Consider the following 20417-nt stretch of genomic DNA (forward strand, 5'->3'; position numbering starts at 1 on the left):
CCTTGGCCCTGTGATTTGAGCGATCCCTTGACGATCGAACAGGCAGCGGTTAACTCTGTCAGGTGGCCGTGGGCGCAGTGGAAAATTCTCAAAGGCGAGGAAATTAAGACAATGTCACAGCAGTTGTTTACGCGTTCATCCATGTCCGCCTCCCATCGATTGAAATCGGACATCCTGGATTTCCTTAGGCGGCACGGGGCCTCGCGGGTCTCGTCCCTCACCGAAGAACTAGGGGCCAGCCGCGCACAGGTCCAGTATCAGTTGTCGCTGCTCGAGGCGGAAGCGTTGGTTCTCTCTGACAGACCGAGTGAACAACGCCAACGTTTCACTCCTTTCTACCGCCTTGCCCAACGGAACCAGTAAACTCCGCTAGCGCGAATACTTCTGGCTGGCCAGCTTCGATATACCCATTCCCGGCAGAGGCACAGCAAACGTTCAGAAATGATGCATTAATGGTTCTGAACTGCGAATTAATTCTTGTGGCTGTGCAAAAGCCGAAATTTCAGCTATTGGGAAGTGATACCGTTTTCTCATGGCAAAAAAGACGGTAATTCTCCTTGAAGATGACCTTGACGGTTCCGAAGCAAATGAGACATTGAACTTCGCAATCGATGGTGTTGGGTATGAAATAGATCTGAACGAACGGAATGCCGCCGAGCTCCGCCTCGTCCTTGATCGCTACGTCTCTGTTGCACGCCGTTCATCGGCAACAAGCCGTGGCAGGGGACGTCCTCGCGCCACCGCTCAGATCTCTTCGCCGACTTCCGGCGAAGTTCGCGAATGGGCCAAGGCGCAAGGACTGTCAGTGAATGAGCGCGGCCGGGTCCAGGCTGCCGTCATGGCTGACTATGTGGCGGCACACTAACGCCATTCCGAGCAGCGTGCCTTCCCTCCTGTAGCCCCCAACAACACAGGAGGGAATGCTGCTATTCCTGCCGGCAAGCCAGGCAATTCAAAGTGCACCCCTTTATAAACGACGCACTGCCTAAATCGTGACGGCATAAATGCCAGATTCTTTAAATAACGCCTGGGCAGTTCAGCGCGCGCTGCGGGGACCAACTGAATCATCGTGAACCCCGGACATTGGCGGCACATACTAAATGTGAGGATGACCACAAAAAGAATTTGCCAAATCAGCGTCACGATTATGCTCTATGTCCGTGGAACATTCTTAGCTCTTGTTTATTCCAGCGCGGTCTGAGCAGCCAGAAGCAAAGGGAGTCAGGTAAAGTTCCCGTACTCTGCCGGTCAGAGACCCAGGCAGACGGACACGACAATAATCACTGCGCAACTCTCGTCAGGATCCGTAGGGCTTTGCGGCACTGTTGGAACCGGCGTCACGATCAGACTTGGTACGGGAACTGATGTGACCAGCGGGATGGGGGAGGACGGCAGGACTCCTGCAAGGGGATCGGTTACTGCCGGTGGAAGGAGTGCCGGAGGCAGGAGGCCGATCAAAGGATCCGTCACCGCCGAGGGAAGGACTCCTGGAAGCAGGACCAGTTCTGAAGCGCCGGACGGTTGAGGAGGCGGGCTGGTCACAGCCAAGGCCTCCCTGTCCGTCCCGGGCTGTTCCCCGCCACGGTTCCCAAGAGCAGCGGTATCGGGCACCCCTGCAGGATCTGCCGGACTCCTAGGCGCTAAGACATTCGCGCTGGGCGGTGGATTGGATCCGATCGCCTGGCCCATTGGATTCTCTGGTGCGGCCGATACCTGAACCCTTGCATCTGCGGAAACACCGGGCGGTGGTGGGGCCAGCAGCGTAGGGGCCACGACCGCCGTCGCGATGCCTCCGACGACAGCTATGCCTGCCGCAGCCACCGACAACTGGGTAAGGGCAGCTTGCCCCGCCAACCAGGAACCCGGATCAGCAGGCAAAGACCCGAGCTGCCCGGCACCCTTGAGCCCCAGCATGGGGATCAGCGGGCCAACAAACCAGGGGCCCACCGCCAGGCGCATTGTTGAACTCACGTCTTCCAGATCGCCCAGCGCAGTCTTGCACTTGAGACAGCGGTCAGTGTGGATCCTAAGTTTCCTGGCCTCTCGTCCTGAGAGGTCTTCCACCACCGACTTCGCGAGCAACGGCAACGTTGGTTGGCACCCTTCATCGAGAGATCCGGCCACGTAGGCCTGCAGATACGCCTGTCGCAGGCCCTTGCGTGCCCGAGCGGCGACAGCGGACACCGCATTTGGCTCCAGTCCCAGCAGCGGGCCCACTCGCCGGGGAGGATCACCCTCAACATCGAGATGCCACAGTACTGTTTGCCAGCGAATGGGAAGTGCAGCGAATGCCGACGCCGCCAGGGACCGGTCAGCTTCATCCAGGACCCTTGCATATCCTGGGTCCTCTTCAGGAGCTGCCTCAACAGCCCCGTCAAGGGTATGCCTTGCTTGAGCGCCCCAATGGTCGGCCGCACAGGAACGGACAGCCCGGAACATATAGGGCCGGAATGGCCCCCGCGGTCCAAGACCGCGGCGAATGGCTGCGACAACCTTCAAAAAGGACTCGGACGCGATGTCCTCTGCGTCGAAGTCGTTTGCCATCAGCCGCTTGGCGAACACGAGGTTGGCATCCCAGTGACGCCGGTAAAGCTCTTCGACAGCCGTGGGGTCATCGCCATCTGCAACGGCCGCGACTAAATCTTCATCGGCAATCAGTGCGACATTGGTGGCAGTCATGTCTTCTGGCTCTGCGGGAACACCCTCTGCGGGCGCGCGATAGTGACTCTGGCCGTGGCATCATGGCCCCAAAATCCTGATTTCCGCTCCAGCGTCACGATTTCTCGTCTTCCACCCCATGGACGTGCCCTGGATTTCAGGGCATCTTCTTACGCACTCCATTGCAACTGACGGGGCCCGCAGAACGTCCACTCAGTTTACGGACTTCGAGCCGAATCGTGACGGTTAAATGGAAAAAATGTTTGCGCTACCAATCTGTCTACTTACGGGCTCGCTGACAGTAGGCCTCCACTATCAGTGCACATGGTGTGGGCCGTCCTCGGCGGCGTCTTTACAGGCAATCTCCTTCTGGGAAAGAGAACGGCCCGGAAGGGATGAACAGGCAGTGACGTGGTTACCGGAGAACGACAAGATCGTGAACTGAGTACTCACGGCCAAAACCAAGTAGTTGCCGCTCGAAGAGCAACCAAAAGACAGGTACTCATCACCCAAAAACGGGTGATGTTGTCTCGTGTTTAAGCTGATTGCCACCCGTACGATCGACCTTACATTGCGCTCAATGGGGGCGGCGGTGTTCGCTTTGGAGGCGCTGAAAATGAAGAATTATGGAGAAACTACGGGCAGGCGGTCGCTGCTTGCCACGAGCGGAGGATCTGGTCCACTCCCGAAGCATCCCTTAGGCCTGATAGCCAGGAAGGTCACTGCAGCCATTGCCGCCGGCGGTTTGCTGCTTGCCACGGCCGGTGTGGTGCACGCGGACCTGGTGGCGAACGACCTCGACAATGTTGCCGATGCGGTGGCCGAGGTCATGTCTCTGAACGTGGGAGGGACAGTCGGCACCACGAGTCTGAGGATCATCACGGCCAACGGTGACGGCAAGCAGGGCTGCAATCTTACGGGGGGCACGGCGCTGACTCTGGACCTGGCTTCCAGCAGCACAAGTGTGGCTACCGTCAGCCCCGCTTCCGTGACTTTCGGGAGCTGCTCAGATACGAAGCTCCTGACCCTGACGCCTGTTGGCGAGGGGAGCACTACCATTTCCGCCACGCAACGCGTGAACACTACAGGGGGTACTTTCAATCTCGCCCCGGCGAGCTTCAGGGTGGACGTTGCACCGCCCCCCAATGAGGCTCCGGTCCTGACCATTGAGGACGTTGCATCGGGCGGTACCTACAGCAAGGGTTCGGTTCCGTCGGCCACCTGCAAAGTCACGGACGCTGAAGACGGACCCTCCTCATTCGCCGCTGAAATCAGCGCAGTTACCGGCCCCGACGCAGAGTTTGGTGTTGGCTCCCAAACAGCCAGCTGCACTTACACAGATAACGGCGGGCTGTTTGTCAGCAGCTCGGTGACTTATAGCATTGCGGATTCCACCGCACCGGCTGTCAGCTACACGCTGAGCCCGGCTGCGCCGAATGGACTCAACGGTTGGTACACGAACAGCGTTTTCCTGGACTGGACTGTGGCAGAGTCGGACTCGCCCAGCACTCTGACAGCGGCAGGCTGTGGGGATCAGACAATTTCCGCAGATCAGAGCGCCACGAAGTACACCTGTTCGGCCTCCAGCTCCGGCGGCACCTCGAACGTTGAGACGGTGGCGATTAAGTTGGACCAAACGGCCCCTGAGGTCACCTACACCAGCGCGGCAGGAACCGTGGGGAACGCCGGTTGGTATACGAGCCCCGTAACCGTCACCTTTACCGGCGTCGACGGATTGTCCGGCCTGGCGCCCGCTAACCAGACGGCTGTTTCAAGCGGCGAGGGCGCTAATGTGCCTGTGGCGAGCCCGGCCTTCCAGGATCTGGCGGGCAACACCACACTGGCGGGTGCAGCGGGCACCGCCTTCAACATCGACTACACCCCACCGTCTGTGACATACACCGGGGCTGACCGTGGTCCTGATGCCAACGGCTGGTACAACAGTCCCGTCACGGCAACGTTTACTGGAGTTGATCTGATCTCTGGCCCGGCATCCCAGAGCCAGCCGGTCACGTCCACTACTGAAGGTGCTGCAGTGGAGCTGAAGAGCCCGGCCTTCGAAGACGTCGCCGGCAACGTGAGGTTGGCAGGCGAGGCCACGGCCACGTTCCAGATCGACACAACCGCCCCTGTTGCCGCATTCGCGGGGGATCCGATCGGATCGGTCTATTTTGGTTCCGTTCCGGTGGCTCCCAGCTGTACGTCTGCTGATTCCCTTTCGGGTCCAGATGGCTGCGCGGTCTCGGGCTACTCCGCATTAGTGGGCACTCATACTCTGACGGCGACGGCGAAGGACAAGGCCGGCAACGTCTCTACAGTGGAGCAGACGTACCAAGTTCTGCCCTGGACCGCCAAGGGGTTCTACCAGCCGGTGGATATGTCGAACGTGACTAACGTCGTCAAGGCGGGAAGCACAGTACCTGCCAAGTTCGAACTGTTCATCGGTAACCGGGAGATCACGGATACGAGCGTTGTGTCCATGAGCGTCGGCAAGACCACGTGCATTGCATCCAGTGCCTTCGACGAGATTGAGATTACGGCTTCAGGCAATACGATGCTGCGCTACGATGCGACAGTCGGCCAGTATGTCTACAACTGGAAAACCCCGTCCACGCCGGGATCCTGCTACAAGCTGAATATGACATCTCTCGACGGCAGTGTCATCAGCGCCTTGTTCAAACTGAAGTAAGAGCTCAAGTCAGGATGCTATAGCAGCGGCATCCGGGAAGAGGGCCGGTCTACATCAGACCGGCCCTCTTGCTGCGCCCCGTGCCCTGACCGCCGTGAGCCCTGCCCGCCGTGGCTTGTGGTCAACGTCGCGTGACGTTCAGAAATAAGGGGACTGCCGCCGTCGTTGTCCAAAGAGTGGGTCCGCCCGCAATCGCCGGGGCCGTGAAGCGGCCGGGACTAACTGCTGCTACGAAAGGCCGCTACCTATGACTATCCCGTTTTCCATCCTTGACCTGGCCACAATTGGCAAAGACCAGACGGCGGCGGAAAGTTTTGCGGGCAGTGTAGCCATGGCGCAACTCGCGGAGGAACTGGGGTACCGGCGGGTCTGGTATGCCGAGCACCACAACATGTCCGCCATCGCGTCGTCGGCCACCAGTGTGTTGATTGCCCACATTGCTGCCCATACAAAGAGCATCCGGTTGGGCGCCGGCGGAGTTATGCTGCCCAACCACTCGCCCCTGACCATTGCCGAACAGTTCGGCACGTTGGAGACGCTTCACCCCGGCCGCGTTGACCTAGGGCTTGGTCGCGCGCCCGGTAGTGACCAAAACACCATGCGTGCCCTCCGAAGGGATCCGTTGGCAGCGGACAGCTTCCCCCAGGACGTTCTGGAACTGCAGGGCTACCTGACTGGTCCCACCCGTATCCAGGGCGTGGAAGCCACCCCGGGCAAGGGCACAAACGTGCCGCTCTACATCCTGGGATCATCACTATTCGGAGCCAGGCTGGCCGCACAACTTGGTCTGCCCTACGCCTTCGCCTCGCATTTTGCCCCGAATGCCCTGCAGGACGCCGTCGCTCTCTATCGACGCGAATTCAAACCGTCCGACCAGCTTGAGGCGCCCTACGTTATTGCTGGCGTCAACGTGGTCGCAGCGGATACCACGGCGGAGGCGCAGGAGATTTTCCTGGCCACGAAGCGCGCACGGGTGGGCCTGTTTTTCGGTAACGGCCGCGTTTTTACAGACGACGAGGCTGACATGATCCTTGACTCACCGCAAGGACAGCACGTGTTGACCATGATGAAGTACTCAGCCGTGGGCACGTCCGAGGCCGTGCTGGAGTACCTTGACGGCTTTGCTTCCCATGCCGACGCCGACGAGCTCATCATCGCCCACCAAAGCACGGGAACCGAGGGCCGGCTCAGGTCTGTGGAGCTCGTGGCTGAGGCGGCCGGTCTTGTGAATAATGTGACTGCAAGGTGACAAGCCAGCATTCACAGAGTGTAATAAGGGAATGACTAACCAGCCGGACAAACGCCGTGCGTTGGTTATTGAGGATGACGAAGATATTCGGGGGTTGCTGGTCCACATCCTGACCAAGCAGGGCTTCGAAGTTTCCTCTGCCTCAAGCGGAGTGGCCGGCCTGGAGATTATGCGCCGCGATGGCGCCGAGCTGGTCACTCTTGACCTCAACCTGCCCGATATCGACGGCGTGGAAGTGTGCCAGCAGCTACGCACCTTTTCAGATGCGTACATTCTCATGATCACCGCTCGCGGAGAAGAGTTGGACCGCCTCACCGGTCTTGAAACCGGGGCGGACGATTACCTGTCCAAGCCCTTCAGCCCACGTGAGCTCGTGGCCCGGATCGACGCCCTTTTCCGGCGGCCCCGGGTCAGCGCCATCCAGCAAGCCGCTACCGACGACGAACTGCGGCGTGCTGTCGAGGTCCAACGCAGCCTCCTGCCAAAGGAAAAGCTGAGTATGGATGGATTCGACATCGCTGGGTCCTTCAGGCCGTCGCGTGAGGTCGGAGGCGATTTTTTCGACTGGTACCGCTTCGACGGCAGCCTGCAGATGACATTGGCGGACGCCATGGGCAAGGGGATGGGTGCTGCACTCATCGCGGCAACAGTCAGGGCGGTACTCCGCTCCGTGGCGCACAAGACCCCTATCAGCGGAGCCCTGAAGTCTGCCGGGGAGGTTCTGGAAGGGGATCTGGAGCAGTCCGGATCATTTGTCACCATCTTCCACGCCCGTCTTGATGCCACTACCCGCATCCTTGAGTACGTTGATGCCGGCCACGGCCTGGCCCTGCATATCAAGGCAGACGGCAGTTGTACCCGGTTGAAGACCGGGGGCCCTCCGGTGGGGGCGTGGCCCGGCCAGGAGTGGGACGCGTTCCAGGTCCGGTTGGAGCCAGGGGACATTGTTGCTGCTGTCAGTGATGCCCTGCTGGACATCTACCCCGACGTCGGTGTGCTGGCCGCGGTGGCCACCGGTGCAGTCCTGGGGAGTACAAGCGCGCAGGAAGCCTGCGACGCGATTCTGTCACTCATCGACGGGCGGGACGTCACCGACGACGCCACGGTGGTGGTTCTCCACTGCGCCGCTTAGCCTGCATCAATCCTTTGAGATCAATCATTTGAGCAGGAAAGCCACCGCGATCAGGACCGGGACGGCGACTACCGTCGTGATGAGCACCGTATCCTTGGCCACCGTAATTCCTGTCCTGTAGCGGCTTGCAGCCACAAAGACGTTCTGTGCAGTCGGCAGGGCAGAGGTGACCACAGCCGCAAACAGTGCATGGTCTTCCATTCCCAGGGCAAAGCGGGCGAACAGATAGGCCAGGAGCGGATGGACGAAGAGTTTGAACCCGCTGGCCAGCAACGTGTCCAGGCGCCGGCCGGCCGAGGCCTGCAGGGGCCGTGAGCCGTTCAGGCTCATGCCGAACGCTATGAGCATCGCAGGGATGGCTGCGCCCCCGATCAGGTGGATGGGTTGCATCACCAGCGCGGGAACTTGCCAGCCGGTTCCAGCTACCAGCAGTCCTAGCCCGGAACCGACGATCATGGGGTTCCTGACGATCAACAGGAGAAAGCCCAGTGGAGTTGTTCGATGTGAACTGGTGGTGGCATCAAGGGCCATCAGGAGAACAGGCGTGAAGAAAGCCAGTTGGAAGATCAGCAAAGGAGCCACATAGTTGGCGTCGCCGAGGACGAACACCGCGATGGGGATGCCCAGGTTCGCTGAGTTGGCCAGTGAGGCGCTCATGGTGGAGACCAGTGCCTCCGGCATTTCCCGTTTGAGGAGCAGCCGGGAAATCAGCAGGTAAATAGTGGCGGTTGCGACCGCGCCAACAGCAGCGACCAGCAGGGGAGCGGCGAAGACGTCCTGTAGCTTCGCCTTGCTCAGTGTTTCAAACAGGAGGGCCGGACTGGCCACGAAAAACGTCAGTGCACTCAGGACGGAACGGGCATTGTCACCCAGAAGTTTTCGCCTGCCGACGAACATTCCCACCAGGATGATGGACCACACCACAAAGAAGCCTGCGAGAACATCTACCACTGTGACAAGCCAAAGGCGTCAATGGTGCAATGTTCAGGGGTCACGGATACAGCTAATCAGATTTATTCGCCGGGAGTCGCCGGGGCACTCCATATCTCGGAATGCGGACTTCTCGGAATGCGGACGGGACGGGGCGGCACCACGGGCTCAAGCAGGGGACAGCCAGCAGGTGTCCCAAAGCAGTGAAGGTGAAGGAGGCCCAGTCAGCTCAGCGTGGCATTGTTCAAGGCGTAAGGCGGACGCATCAGCCCAGGAGTGATGCCCTCGGCGGGATCGTTGCCCAGCTGAACGATCTTGTTGTCCTTGTCCACGTGGACCACTTTGGGGTCGTAGGCTTTGGCTTCTTCAGTAGTCATCTCGGCATAGGTGATCAGGATGACGATGTCATTTACCTGCACAAGGTGGGCTGCCGGACCGTTGATGCCGATCACGCCGGATCCGCGCTCGCCGGCAATCGTGTATGTCTCCAGGCGCGCGCCATTGGTGACGTCGACGATGGCCACGAGTTCGCCGGGGAGGATGTCGGCAGCGTCCAACAAGTCGAGGTCAACAGTGACTGAACCGACGTAATGCAGATCGGCGTGCGTCACGGTGGCCCGGTGAATTTTAGACTTGAACATTGTGCGATTCATAACCCGCCCAGTGTAGCGCCACGTGCCCGGTAGCCACAGTGATGCAGGTAACCCCCGATGGCGGCTCGTCCGGCCTTTACGTCCCGGGCCTATCCGTTTTGGGGACGGCCGGCGCGATCGACTCTGCGGTGAATGCCAGGTTTTCCCGGGCTGCAAGGATGGCTGGGCGCTTGACACTGGAGCGGCGCACTGACGTAAACACCGTCCTGTGGGGATCCCCCGGCAGGGCCAGGAGTTGCGCCGTCGTCGTTTTCCCCGTCCAGACGAGGTCAGGCATAAAGGCCACAGCGTTCCCCGACTCGATCAAGCGGATCTGGGCCTGCAGGTCGGCGGTTTCGAAGCGCACATCGGGTTCGAATCCTGCGCTCCGGCAGGCCTGTTCTGCCCAGTGGCGGGAAGCTGCTCCGCGCGGTTCCATGACCCATGCAAGGTGGGCCGCATCAGCAATGGAAGTGATCGGCGGACGGTCCGCAGAAGGCGGCGGAACGGCGAGCCTGATGGCATCGCTGGTTAATTTGATGCGGTCAAGTTCGGGGTAGCGAGGGGCAGCGTGGCCTGGATACTGCTCGGCAATAACCAGGTCAAAGTCCCGGGCCCACGTCTCATGCAGGGCCGTCTCCGGCTCCCGTTGCGTCATCTCGATCCGGACTTCCGGATATGTGGCTGCCATTCTCGTCAAGGTATCCGGCATCAATGCAAGGGCTGCGGATTGGAAGACGGCGATCCTGACGGTTCCGGTCACAGTTGTGAGGGAAGCGGCGAGGTCGGCCTCTGCCTGCTCCAAAGTCTCCAGGAGCTGGGCTGTGTGGGCCACGAGGACCTCGGCTTGAGGGGTCAGCTGAACCCTTCGGCCGGTCTTCCGCAGCAGTTCAACTCCGGCCTCCTTCTCGAGCAGGGCAAGCTGCTGCGAGACCGACGACGGACTGTACTGCAGCGCCTCAGCCACCTCCGCCAGTGTGCCCCTGATGTGAAGTTCACGGAGCAACCTCAAGCGCCTTACGTCGAGCATGGTTCCTCTTCCGCATCGCTGATCCCTATATGATTAAAGATTCTAATGAATAATGTTTAGCAAAAGTCACTTTATCTAATGGGATGACACTTGCATACTGTTCAGGATGCAGTAACCCCCATCACAGGGCGGAGCGATGGGTCCACACACTAAGCAGGAGTCCCTGATGAGTACTAAAGATTTGACCCAGTCAATCATGCGGCGAAAGCCGATTGACGATATGGAAGAAGAAAACAAGCACAGCGGGTTGTTCAAGAGTCTTGGACTCTGGCAGCTCACGGCCATCGGCGTTGGCGGAATCATCGGCGTCGGGATTTTCTCCTTGGCAGGTCTGGTGGCTGCCGGCAGTGAAGGAACGCCCGGCGTTGGTCCGGCAGTGCTGTTCTCCTTTCTGATCGCCGGTCTCGCTTCCGCAGCTGCGGCGCTTTCCTACGCAGAGTTTGCCGGCATGATCCCTCGTGCCGGTTCGGCTTACACCTACGGTTATGTCGCTCTGGGTGAGGTGATCGGCTGGTTCATCGGCTGGGATCTTCTCCTTGAATACATTGCGATTGTTTCTGTGGTGGCCATCGGTATTTCCGGTTACTTCGACGCTTTCCTTTCCGGGATCGGCATCCACATGCCAACGTGGATGACCTCGACGGCGGATGAGGGCAAGGGTGGCATCGTCAATATTCCCGCCATCGTCGTCTGCCTGATCGTCACTTGGATCCTTTCCCGCGGCACCAAGGCCTTCGGTCGTTTTGAACTCGTGGCCGTGGCCATCAAGGTGGTCCTGATCCTGTTCATCATCGGCCTCGGTGTCTTCTACATAAATGCGGAGAACTACAACCCGTTTATGCCCAGCGGATTCGGCCCGGTCCTGGCCGGCTCGGCAACAGTGTTCTTCGCAGTGTTCGGATATGACGCCATGAGCACCGCAGCCGAGGAGGCCAAGGACGGTAAGAAGCACATGCCGAAGGCCATCATCCTGTCCCTCATCATCGCGATGCTCCTGTACGTTGCCGCCACACTGGTCCTGACCGGTATGCAGAATTACAAGGACATTGACCCCAAGGCCGGCTTCGCATCAGCCTTCACGGGTGTGGGACTGCCCGTCATTGCCACCATCATTTCCGTCTTTGCAGTGCTCTCCATCCTTACCGTTATGCTGACCTTCCTCCTCGGCGTCACCCGCGTCTGGTTCTCGATGAGCCGTGACGGGCTGCTGCCCGGCTGGTTTGCCAAGACAGACCGGCACGGCACTCCTCAGCGCGTCACCTGGATCGCCGGCGTCGCCTCGGCTCTCCTGGCTGGTGTGTTCCCGATCAAGGCCGTGGCGGACCTGACCAACATCGGCATCCTGGCTGCCTTCGTCGTCGTCTGCTTCTCTGTGATTGTGTTCCGCTACAAGAAGCCCGACGCCCCGCGAACCTTCCGCCTGCCACTGATGCCACTGATCCCTGCCTTTGGTGTGTTGGCTTCGGCATTCCTGATGTTCCAGTTGCACTGGGAGACCTGGGCTCGCTTCGGTGTCTGGCTCGTGATTGGTTTGGCCATCTACTTCTTCTACGGACGCAAGCATTCCCTGATGAACCCGAACAGCCCTCGCCATAACGAACCAGTTGAGGAGCCGAGCCGCGTCTAGCCGGATCAGCACTACAACGCTCCCTCACCTTCTTGAGTTCTAGCGGTCGTTGCAACACCCAGAGTTTTGGGAGTTGCAACGACCGTGTCGTCTTTGTCGAAAGAAGCGTCGGGCCGAGGGAAGTACACGCAGGAGCAGAAAGAGGAGTTCTTCGCCGTTCTGGACCGGGTCAGGAATGTGACCGTCGCCGCAGCCGAGCTTGGGCTGAACCGGATGACCTGTTATCACTGGACCCGCGCTGCGGGCATGGCCGGAAAGCGTCCGGACTCTTCGAGGCGTGAGGAGTTCCTGCGGTTGCGCAAGGCTGGCCTGGGCCGGCAAGAGGCCGCCGGGAACGTGGGTGTGAGCGTCCGCACGGCCAGGGACTGGGACAAGGGAATCCGACACTCCGGCAGCCGGCGCTTTTACCCTGACGGACGAGTTGTGGACTACAAACGGGGTGTGACCACTTCGACGACTGCCGCTGGTGGGACCGGGACGGTTCCCGGCCCCCAGATCCCCGTCTCGGAGTTGGAGAAGGCTATCGATCCGCGTTATCTGTCTTTGTCAGAGCGTGAAACGATCCGGGACATGTCAGCAACCGGGGCGTCTCTGCGGGCGATTGCGTCCGCATTGGGCAGGTCGGCTTCGACCATCAGCCGAGAACTCTCCCGCAACACCACCTCAAACCTCGGCTATCAGCCGTATGCGGCGCAACGGGCCGCTGCCGCCCGCCGTCCCCGGCCCAAGGATCGGAAGCTGCTAACAGTGCCCCGGCTGAGGGAATACGTTCAAACCAAACTGCTCGTGCGCCAATCACCGGAGCAGATCAGCAACACTTTGATCAAGGACTTCCCCAACGATCAGGAAATGCGCGTGAGTACAGAGACGATTTACCAGGCCCTCTACTTCCAGGCCCGCGGAGGTCTCAAACGCGAAATCCAGACCGCCCTCCGCACCGGCAGGACCCGCCGCAAACCCCACAACACCGGTGAACAACGCACTCAACGATTCAGGGACCCGATGGTGATGATTTCCGAACGCCCACCCGAAATTGAGGACCGCGCCGTGCCTGGCCACTGGGAAGGGGACCTGATCACCGGGGCATTGAACCAGTCCGCTATCGGGACCCTCGTCGAGCGCACGACCCGGTACGTGATGCTCGTCCATTTGCCCAATGACCACACCGCCGAAACCGTCCGCGACGGCCTCATCAACACCATGACCACGCTGCCGGCCCATCTCCGCGGTTCCCTGACTTGGGACCAGGGCGCAGAAATGGCCAACCACAAATCCTTCACGCTCGCCACAGACATGCAGGTCTACTTCTGCGACCCCGCGAGCCCCTGGCAGCGCGGATCGAACGAGAACACCAACGGGCTCCTGCGGCAGTACTTCCCCAAAGGCACCGACTTATCCGTCTACGGACCCGAAGACCTCGAACACGTAGCCCAGGAACTAAACGGCAGACCACGCAAAACGCTCGGCTGGGATACCCCGGCCGAGCGCCTCCGTGATCTACTTTTGACCACATAGCTACCATCTGTGTTGCAACGACCCCCAGAATCCGCCGTTTCGCCGGAATTCCTGCGACGCTCCCTCAGATAAGGGACGTTTATGGCGGACCCTCCCTCACTTCAGGTGAGGGAGGGTCCGCTGTTTTTAGGCGAAACGTGAGGGAGGATCGCCCAAAAAGCGGCGAAATGTGCGCGAGGGTCCGCTGTTTTTAGGCGAAACGTGAGGGAGGATCGCCCAAAAAGCGGCGAAAGGTGAGGGAGGGTTTTCGGGGATTTTTGAACGCTCGGACGGTTTATCCAAAACAATGGTTTTCCTAACCTGTATTGCTTAGAAAACATCGCTTTATCTTATGTGACCGGAAGCTCATACTGATGAATGAAGACGGTTCCACATCACGGAAAGAACGAGTACCAGTCATGACCAACATCTCCACGGAGCACGGTGCCCGCACTCGAAAGAGGGCCCAGGAGGCGGCTATCGCCGGAGCCCCCGAAGTCCTTGAGGCCCATGCCCTTGCCAACGAAACCATCGCACTGGTGCGCCATTGGCTGACCGCAGCTTCCAAGGTTCCCGTCGACGCCTCAGCAGAGCAGCTGGCCGGCGTCCTGAAGGATCCCAACGGCTTGGAATTCACCGTTGGATTCGTCGACGGCGTCATCCGCCCGGACGATCTCCACGTCGCCGCCCGCAACCTGGCCGAACTCGCCCCGAAGGTCCCCTCCTTCCTGCCGTGGTACATGCGCACCGCTGTACGGGTAGGCGGCACCGTGGCCCCGGTTCTGCCGCAGGTTGTAATTCCGATCGCCCGCCGCGTTCTGCGCGAAATGGTGGGCCACCTCATCGTGGATGCAACCGATGCCAAGCTGGGCCCGGCCATTGCCAAGATCCGCAAGAACGATGTCCGCCTCAACGTCAATCTGCTCGGTGAGGCAGTGCTGGGCGAGCGGGAGGGATCCCGCCGGCTCGAGGGCACCCACACCCTGCTGGCGCGCCCCGACGTGGACTACGTATCCATCAAAGTCTCCTCCACCGTGGCCCCGCACTCGCCGTGGGCTTTTGACGAAGCCGTCGAGCACGTCGTTGAGAAGCTCACGCCGCTCTTCGCACGCGCTGCCTCCTACGCCAAGAACGGGCAGAAGGCGAAGTTCATCAACCTGGACATGGAGGAATACAAGGACCTGGACATGACCATCGCGGTCTTCACCAGGATCCTGGACAAGCCCGAATTCAAGAACCTTGAGGCCGGGATCGTTCTGCAGGCCTACCTCCCTGACGCACTGGCTGCCATGATCCGCCTGCAGGACTGGGCAGCCGCCCGGCGCGCAGAGGGTGGAGCAGCCATCAAGGTGCGCGTGGTGAAGGGCGCCAACCTCCCCATGGAACAGGTTGAGTCCTCCCTGCATGACTGGCCGCTGGCCACCTGCTCCTCCAAGCAGGAATCCGACACCAACTACAAACGGGTCATCAACTACGCCCTGCACCCGGACCGGATCCGCAACATCCGGATCGGTGTAGCCGGCCACAACCTGTTCGACATCGCCTTTGCCTGGCTCCTGGCCAAGCAGCGCGGCATCGCGGATACCGCAGAGCAGAGTATCGAGTTCGAGATGTTGCTTGGCATGGCGCAGGGACAGGCTGAAGCGGTCAAGAAGGACGTCGGCTCGCTCCTGCTCTACACGCCTGTGGTCCACCCGGCCGAGTTCGACGTCGCAATTGCCTACCTCATCCGCCGCCTCGAAGAAGGCGCCAGCCAGGACAACTTCATGTCCGCTGTGTTCGAGCTCAGTGAAAACGAATCCCTGTTCGAGCGTGAAAAGCAGCGCTTCCTCAACTCCCTGGACAAGCTCGACGGCCAGGTACCCGGGCCAAACCGCACGCAGAACCGCAACCTGCCGCCGGAGCCAATGCCACGGACGGGTTTCCGGAATACCCCGGACACCGATCCTGCCCTGCCGGCGAACCGGGATTGGGGCCGGGCGATCCTTGGCCGCGTTCCGTTCTCCACTCTGGGCAACGCTTCCGTGGCAGCAGCCACCATCAGTGACGAGGAAACCCTCAACACGGTGATTGCCACGGCTGTGGACAAGGGCAAGGCCTGGGCTGCCCTGTCCGGAGCCGAACGTGCAGAAATCCTGCACCGCGCCGGCGACGTCCTGGAAGCACGCCGCGCTGACCTGCTTGAAGTCATGGCCAGCGAAACGGGCAAGACCCTCGATCAGGGCGACCCCGAGGTCAGCGAGGCCGTCGACTTTGCTCACTACTACGCCGAGTCCGCCCGCAAGCTGGACGACGTCGACGGCGCCACGTTCGTTCCGGCGAAGCTCACCGTGGTGACCCCGCCGTGGAACTTCCCGGTTGCCATCCCGGCCGGCTCCACATTGGCAGCGCTCGCTGCCGGCTCCGCCGTCGTGATCAAGCCTGCCAAGCAGGCCTGCCGCAGCGGTGCCGTGATGATCGAGGCGCTGTGGGAGGCGGGCGTTCCCCGCGATGTCCTCACCCTGGTGCAGTTGGGCGAGCGGGAACTGGGCAAGCAACTCATCTCCCACCCGTCTGTGGACCGCATAATCCTGACCGGCGGCTATGAGACGGCCGAACTGTTCCGCAGTTTCCGCCAGGACCTGCCGCTGCTGGCAGAGACCAGCGGTAAGAACGCCATCATCGTCACCCCGAGCGCCGACTTCGATCTGGCAGCGAAGGATGTTGCCTACTCGGCCTTCGGCCACGCCGGCCAGAAGTGCTCCGCTGCCTCACTGGTGATCCTGGTGGGCTCGGCTGCAAAATCGCGGCGGTTCCATAACCAGCTGATCGACGCCGTCACATCGCTGACAGTGGGCTACCCGGAGGACCCCACGAGCCAGATGGGCCCGATCATCGAACCCGCCAACGGCAAGCTCCTCAACGCCCTGACCACTCTGGGCGAAGGCGAAAGCTGGGCGGTGGAGCCGAAGAAGCTGGACGAAACGGGCAAGCTCTGGAGCCCGGGAGTCCGGTATGGCGTAAAGCGTGGTTCCTACTTCCACCTGACCGAATTCTTCGGCCCGGTGCTGGGAGTTATGACCGCAGACACGCTGGAGGAGGCAATCGCCATCCAGAATGAGATTGAATACGGCCTCACCGCCGGCCTGCATTCCCTCCACAGCGCCGAACTGGCTGTCTGGCTGGAGAGTATCCAGGCTGGAAACCTCTACGTGAACCGCGGGATCACCGGCGCGATCGTGCAGCGCCAGCCGTTCGGTGGCTGGAAGAAGTCAGCCGTTGGAGCGGGCACCAAGGCCGGCGGGCCCAATTACCTCGCCGGGCTCGGCGACTGGGTGAGCAAGGCCAGCACGGCAGAGCAGCGTGGCGGCGGAAAAGCCGCAGTCAGCAACTCCGGTGTGCAGAGGCTGCTCAACGCAGCGAAGGACTCGCTGGAACCGGCCGAGCTTGAAACCCTGCAGCGTGCCCTCGCTTCAGACGCCCTGGCCTGGGCCGAGGAATTCGGTACAGCCAAGGATGTGTCGGGCCTGAGCGCCGAACGCAACGTCTTCCGGTACCGCCCGCTCCCAGTGACGGTCCGGCTTTCCGAGGGCCAGGCACTCGGTGATCTCATCCGCACCGTTGCCGCCGGGGTGCTGGCCGGTTCGGCAGTGACCGTGTCCAGCGCCGTCGACCTCCCTGCCCGGCTTCAGGCAGTCCTTTCGGGGCTGGCTATCCACCCCCGGACCGAGAACGACGCCGACTGGCTGGCTGGCGTAGGCCGTCTCGCTACTGCGGGCAAGCTGGCGAACGGTCGCATCCGCCTGATCGGCGGTAATGCGTCAGCGCTGGCAGAGGCGCTTGGTGGACGGCCCGACGTTGCCGTCTATGCCCACGAGGTGACAGAGGCCGGACGGGTGGAACTGCTTCCGTTCGTGCACGAGCAGGCTGTCAGCATCACCGCGCACCGGTTTGGTACGCCAAATCACCTCTCCGAGGGCCTGATCTAGACCGGCTGTAATCGCTCAAACGGGAAACCGGGCTGGCACCGTTGGTGCCAGCCCGGTTTCGCTTAATGTTCAATGCCGCTGCCGTGCCGGGGAATTGCTCCGCGGCTGAGACCCAGTGGCTGGTTTCTAGCCGAAGTACCAGCCCGGCGGCACCCACGATGCCGGGACCGAGTGCGCAGAAAAGTCATCACAGCCGGTGCAGAAATAGGTGACTTCACCCAGCTTCTTCACGGAACCGTCGGACCGGTGCTTGGCCGGAACGAAGGCTTCCAAGTAGATGAACTCATCGGTGCCGCAACGCTCGCAGTACGGGTTGCCGACGTAATCGGCATCCACCCAGGTGGCGGCGGGGCTGCGGTTGGTGTGATGGGCCCCGGTGCTTGTGGGGCGCGTGGTTTCATGGGGGCGCACTACGGGCGCGGTGTGAGCGTGTGCATTCTGGGCTGTCGTCATTGGCGGCCTATCCCGAACGCTTCCAAGAGTGGCGGACACGCGTTCGTTGTCAGAGCGATGTCTCAGGCCTCTTCTTGACCATAAGCAAAATTCAGCATAAGCGATACTGGTTCGATGTTCAATCGTTATCTTTGCTAGGCGGATCGCTTGATGGTCCGCCCCACGATGGACTGCGTCAGGGCATCGATGACTTCCGAGTTCGCCAACGGGTTCCGGATCAGCGTGAAGTCGACGTCGCCTACGGGCGGGAGATCGAAGCGCCGGGTGATGATTTTCAGGTCCTCCGGAACCAGGGACGACGGCATAACTGCCACGCCAATTCCTGCCCGGACAGCGGCGAGCACACCACTGATCTGCTTGGTGGTGCAGGTGATGCGCCAGGTCCGGCCGCCGGCTTCGAGGGCATCGATGGCAAGTTTCCGGCTGAGGCTCGGGGAGGGGTAGGCAATCAAGGGCACTGGATCAGTGGGTGAAAGTAAGGTCTGTTCCAGCCCCACCCAGGCAAAGGAATCATGCTGGACCACGGTTCCGTCTTTCGCCCCGGCCACCCATTTCACAAAGACCAGATCGAGTTGCCCGGCGTTGAGGCGTTTGTACAGCTGATCGCTCTGTCCCACCGACAACTCAAGGTTGATTTGCGGGTAAATCTGCCTGAATTCCCTCAGAATGCGCGGCAGCCCGGTAATGGCCAGGTCATCAGCCGTGCCGAAACGCAGCCTTCCCCGCATTGCCGAACCTGAGAAATAGCGCGAGGCGGCATCGTGTGCGGCGAGGATGTTCCGGGCGAATCCGGCCATGGCATCACCGTTATCGGTCAACCGCACGTCCCTGGTATCACGCGCTATCAGGACCCTCTTCGCCGCCGTCTCCAGCTTCCTGACATGTTGGCTAACGGTGGGCTGCGCCAAGCCGAGGCGCTCGGCAGCCTTGGTGAAGCTGAGGGTTTCAGCCACCGCAAGGAATGACCGGAGCTGGGCTGGTTCGAACATCATTGTCTCCTCTTGCGGCCGGCGTCGCTTTCCAAATGGCGGAGCACCCACATCACAGGCATTGCGATACGCAATGTTAGTTATAGGCACCATAGGCTTCCATAATCACTGAGCGCCATCCTAGCGTTAAGAACGTCCCCGCTCACCGCTTCCTTAGGATTCTCTGTGGCACCCCCACCGCCGTCAACGGCAACTGTCAGCCAGCCCGTCATCGATTCCGCCACCTCCGCAACCCACCCTCCAGCCGAACCAGGCAACATTACCCAGCCGATCGACGTCGTCAGTGAAGGGTTGCCATGGCGCCAGACTTTTATTTCCCTTCGGGTGCCGAACTTTCGCCTTTTCGCCATAGGCCACTTCGTTGCCGTGGTTGCCGTGTGGATGCAGCGCATTGCCCAGGACTGGATGGTGCTGCAGCTCTCAGGTTCCGTGACAGCGGTTGGGATCACCGTGGCCCTGCAGTTTATGCCGTCGCTGTTCCTGGGTCCCTGGGCAGGGATGATGGCGGACCGCTTCGCCAAACGCAAAATCCTGATCCTGTGCCAGTGCATGGCTGGTGTCCTTGCCGCTACCCTGGCCGTTCTCGCCATCAGCCAGGTGGTCCAGGTGTGGCACGTCTATGTCATCGCCTTGGTGCTGGGGCTGGTCACCGTGCTGGATCAGCCGGCACGACAGGTGTTTGTCAACGAACTCGTGGGACCTAAATACCTCCGCAATGCCATCAGCGTGAACTCGACAACCTTCCAGCTGGGCGGACTGATCGGGCCCGCGCTCGCGGGAATCCTGCTTACTGCAGTGGGTGCGGGCTGGGCCTTCGCGGCCAACGCCCTTGCCTGCTGCTCGACTGTGACCATGCTGCTCCTGCTCCGCAAGGACAAACTCTTCATCACGGCCCCCGCTCCCAAGCGAAAAGGCATGCTCCGGGAAGGGCTGCACTACGCATTGAGCAAGCCCACCATCTTCTGGCCCTGGCTCATGGCTGGCTTTGTGGCAGTTTTTGCGATGAGTCTTCCCGTGATTCTTGCAGCCTTCGCTGACCACGTTTACGACGTCGGCGCCGCCGGCTACGGCCTGCTGAACGCCTTGGTGGCCCTCGGCGCCCTGGCCGGCGCTGTGGCATCAACGCGGCGGCGGCAACTCCGGCTGCGCTCGGTGGTGAGCTGCGCCGGCATGTACGGATTGATGCTCTGCCTGGCATCGCTGGCGCCGTCCCTGGTGTGGTTCGGCGCCGCGATGGTCCTCTCAGGCTTTTGGTGCCTCATGTTCCTCACCGGCTCCAATCAGCTGGTGCAGATCAGTTCCAACATGGGCATCAGGGGCCGTGTGATGAGCCTCTACATCATGGTGCTGATCGGCGGCCAAGCGATCGGCGGCCCGATGATCGGCTGGGTGGCCGAGCACGTTGACCCGCAGACCGCCATCCTTGTTTCCGGCGGGGTCCCCGCGCTGGCGGCGATGGTTGTCGCCGTCGTGATTGCACGCAAGGGCCACCTGACCCTCAAAGTGGATGTGAGGGACAGGCGGCGCCTGGTCCGCGTTGTCCGGCGGGCGTCGCCGGATTGAAGC

15 protein-coding genes are annotated in these 20417 nt (G+C 61.0%); 9 read left to right on the forward strand and 6 right to left on the reverse strand.

Annotation, left to right across the window (positions count from 1 at the left end):
• Positions 1–111 precede the first annotated feature (111 nt).
• Positions 112–363 carry a hypothetical protein gene (locus tag M1E02_RS01370; RefSeq protein WP_479376382.1) on the forward strand — a complete coding sequence of 84 codons (252 nt, stop codon included), beginning with the start codon at positions 112–114 and terminating at the stop codon, positions 361–363.
• A gap of 169 nt (positions 364–532) precedes the next feature.
• The gene (locus tag M1E02_RS01375) at positions 533–865 is read left to right on the forward strand and encodes a histone-like nucleoid-structuring protein Lsr2 (protein WP_479376383.1); all 333 of its coding nucleotides are present in this window, start codon (positions 533–535) and stop codon (positions 863–865) included.
• Between the two features lie 383 nt (positions 866–1248).
• On the opposite strand, the gene M1E02_RS01380 is transcribed toward M1E02_RS01375, so the two are convergent.
• Positions 1249–2679, reverse strand: coding sequence for an RNA polymerase sigma factor (locus tag M1E02_RS01380; protein WP_479376384.1), 1431 nt, complete (start codon positions 2677–2679; stop codon positions 1249–1251).
• 595 nt (positions 2680–3274) lie between these two features.
• On the opposite strand from M1E02_RS01380, the gene M1E02_RS01385 reads away from it, so the two are divergent.
• The 3 genes from M1E02_RS01385 to M1E02_RS01395 all read left to right on the forward strand — a co-directional run bounded on the left by M1E02_RS01385 (position 3275) and on the right by M1E02_RS01395 (position 7728).
• Complete coding sequence (locus tag M1E02_RS01385) at positions 3275–5347, forward strand: PxKF domain-containing protein (RefSeq protein ID WP_479376385.1); 2073 nt, start codon at positions 3275–3277, stop codon at positions 5345–5347.
• A 247-nt stretch (positions 5348–5594) separates the two neighbouring features.
• A complete protein-coding gene (locus tag M1E02_RS01390) occupies positions 5595–6596 on the forward strand; it encodes an LLM class flavin-dependent oxidoreductase (protein ID WP_479376386.1) in 1002 nt (333 codons plus the stop codon).
• 31 nt (positions 6597–6627) lie between these two features.
• On the forward strand, positions 6628–7728 hold the full coding sequence (locus tag M1E02_RS01395) for a PP2C family protein-serine/threonine phosphatase (protein ID WP_479376387.1): 1101 nt from the start codon (positions 6628–6630) through the stop codon (positions 7726–7728).
• 24 nt (positions 7729–7752) lie between these two features.
• On the opposite strand, the gene M1E02_RS01400 is transcribed toward M1E02_RS01395, so the two are convergent.
• From M1E02_RS01400 to M1E02_RS01410, 3 genes are all read right to left on the reverse strand, one after another.
• A complete protein-coding gene (locus M1E02_RS01400) occupies positions 7753–8679 on the reverse strand; it encodes an AEC family transporter (RefSeq protein WP_479376388.1) in 927 nt (308 codons plus the stop codon).
• A 203-nt stretch (positions 8680–8882) separates the two neighbouring features.
• Positions 8883–9311, reverse strand: coding sequence for an aspartate 1-decarboxylase (panD, locus tag M1E02_RS01405; RefSeq protein ID WP_479376389.1), 429 nt, complete (start codon positions 9309–9311; stop codon positions 8883–8885).
• 76 nt (positions 9312–9387) lie between these two features.
• Positions 9388–10320: a LysR substrate-binding domain-containing protein gene (locus M1E02_RS01410; protein ID WP_479376390.1), complete on the reverse strand. Its 933-nt coding sequence runs from the start codon at positions 10318–10320 to the stop codon at positions 9388–9390.
• A gap of 166 nt (positions 10321–10486) precedes the next feature.
• Between M1E02_RS01410 and M1E02_RS01415 the strand changes: the two genes are divergently transcribed.
• From M1E02_RS01415 to M1E02_RS01425, 3 genes are all read left to right on the forward strand, one after another.
• A complete protein-coding gene (locus M1E02_RS01415; protein WP_479376391.1) occupies positions 10487–11947 on the forward strand; it encodes an amino acid permease in 1461 nt (486 codons plus the stop codon).
• 309 nt (positions 11948–12256) lie between these two features.
• Positions 12257–13462, forward strand: coding sequence for an IS30 family transposase (locus M1E02_RS01420; protein WP_479378031.1), 1206 nt, complete (start codon positions 12257–12259; stop codon positions 13460–13462).
• Between the two features lie 398 nt (positions 13463–13860).
• Positions 13861–17409, forward strand: coding sequence for a bifunctional proline dehydrogenase/L-glutamate gamma-semialdehyde dehydrogenase (locus M1E02_RS01425; protein WP_479376392.1), 3549 nt, complete (start codon positions 13861–13863; stop codon positions 17407–17409).
• A gap of 126 nt (positions 17410–17535) precedes the next feature.
• Here the strand turns inward: M1E02_RS01425 and M1E02_RS01430 are convergent, their stop codons facing one another.
• Together M1E02_RS01430 and M1E02_RS01435 are read right to left on the reverse strand one after the other, a co-directional pair.
• Entirely contained in the window at positions 17536–17862 is a 327-nt protein-coding gene (locus tag M1E02_RS01430) for a hypothetical protein (RefSeq protein ID WP_479376393.1), read from the reverse strand.
• A 134-nt stretch (positions 17863–17996) separates the two neighbouring features.
• Positions 17997–18851: a LysR substrate-binding domain-containing protein gene (locus M1E02_RS01435; protein ID WP_479378032.1), complete on the reverse strand. Its 855-nt coding sequence runs from the start codon at positions 18849–18851 to the stop codon at positions 17997–17999.
• 165 nt (positions 18852–19016) lie between these two features.
• On the opposite strand from M1E02_RS01435, the gene M1E02_RS01440 reads away from it, so the two are divergent.
• Positions 19017–20414: an MFS transporter gene (locus M1E02_RS01440; protein WP_479376394.1), complete on the forward strand. Its 1398-nt coding sequence runs from the start codon at positions 19017–19019 to the stop codon at positions 20412–20414.
• The last annotated feature ends 3 nt before the right edge of the window (positions 20415–20417 follow it).

This window comes from Arthrobacter sp. Z5-13, assembly GCF_056499105.1.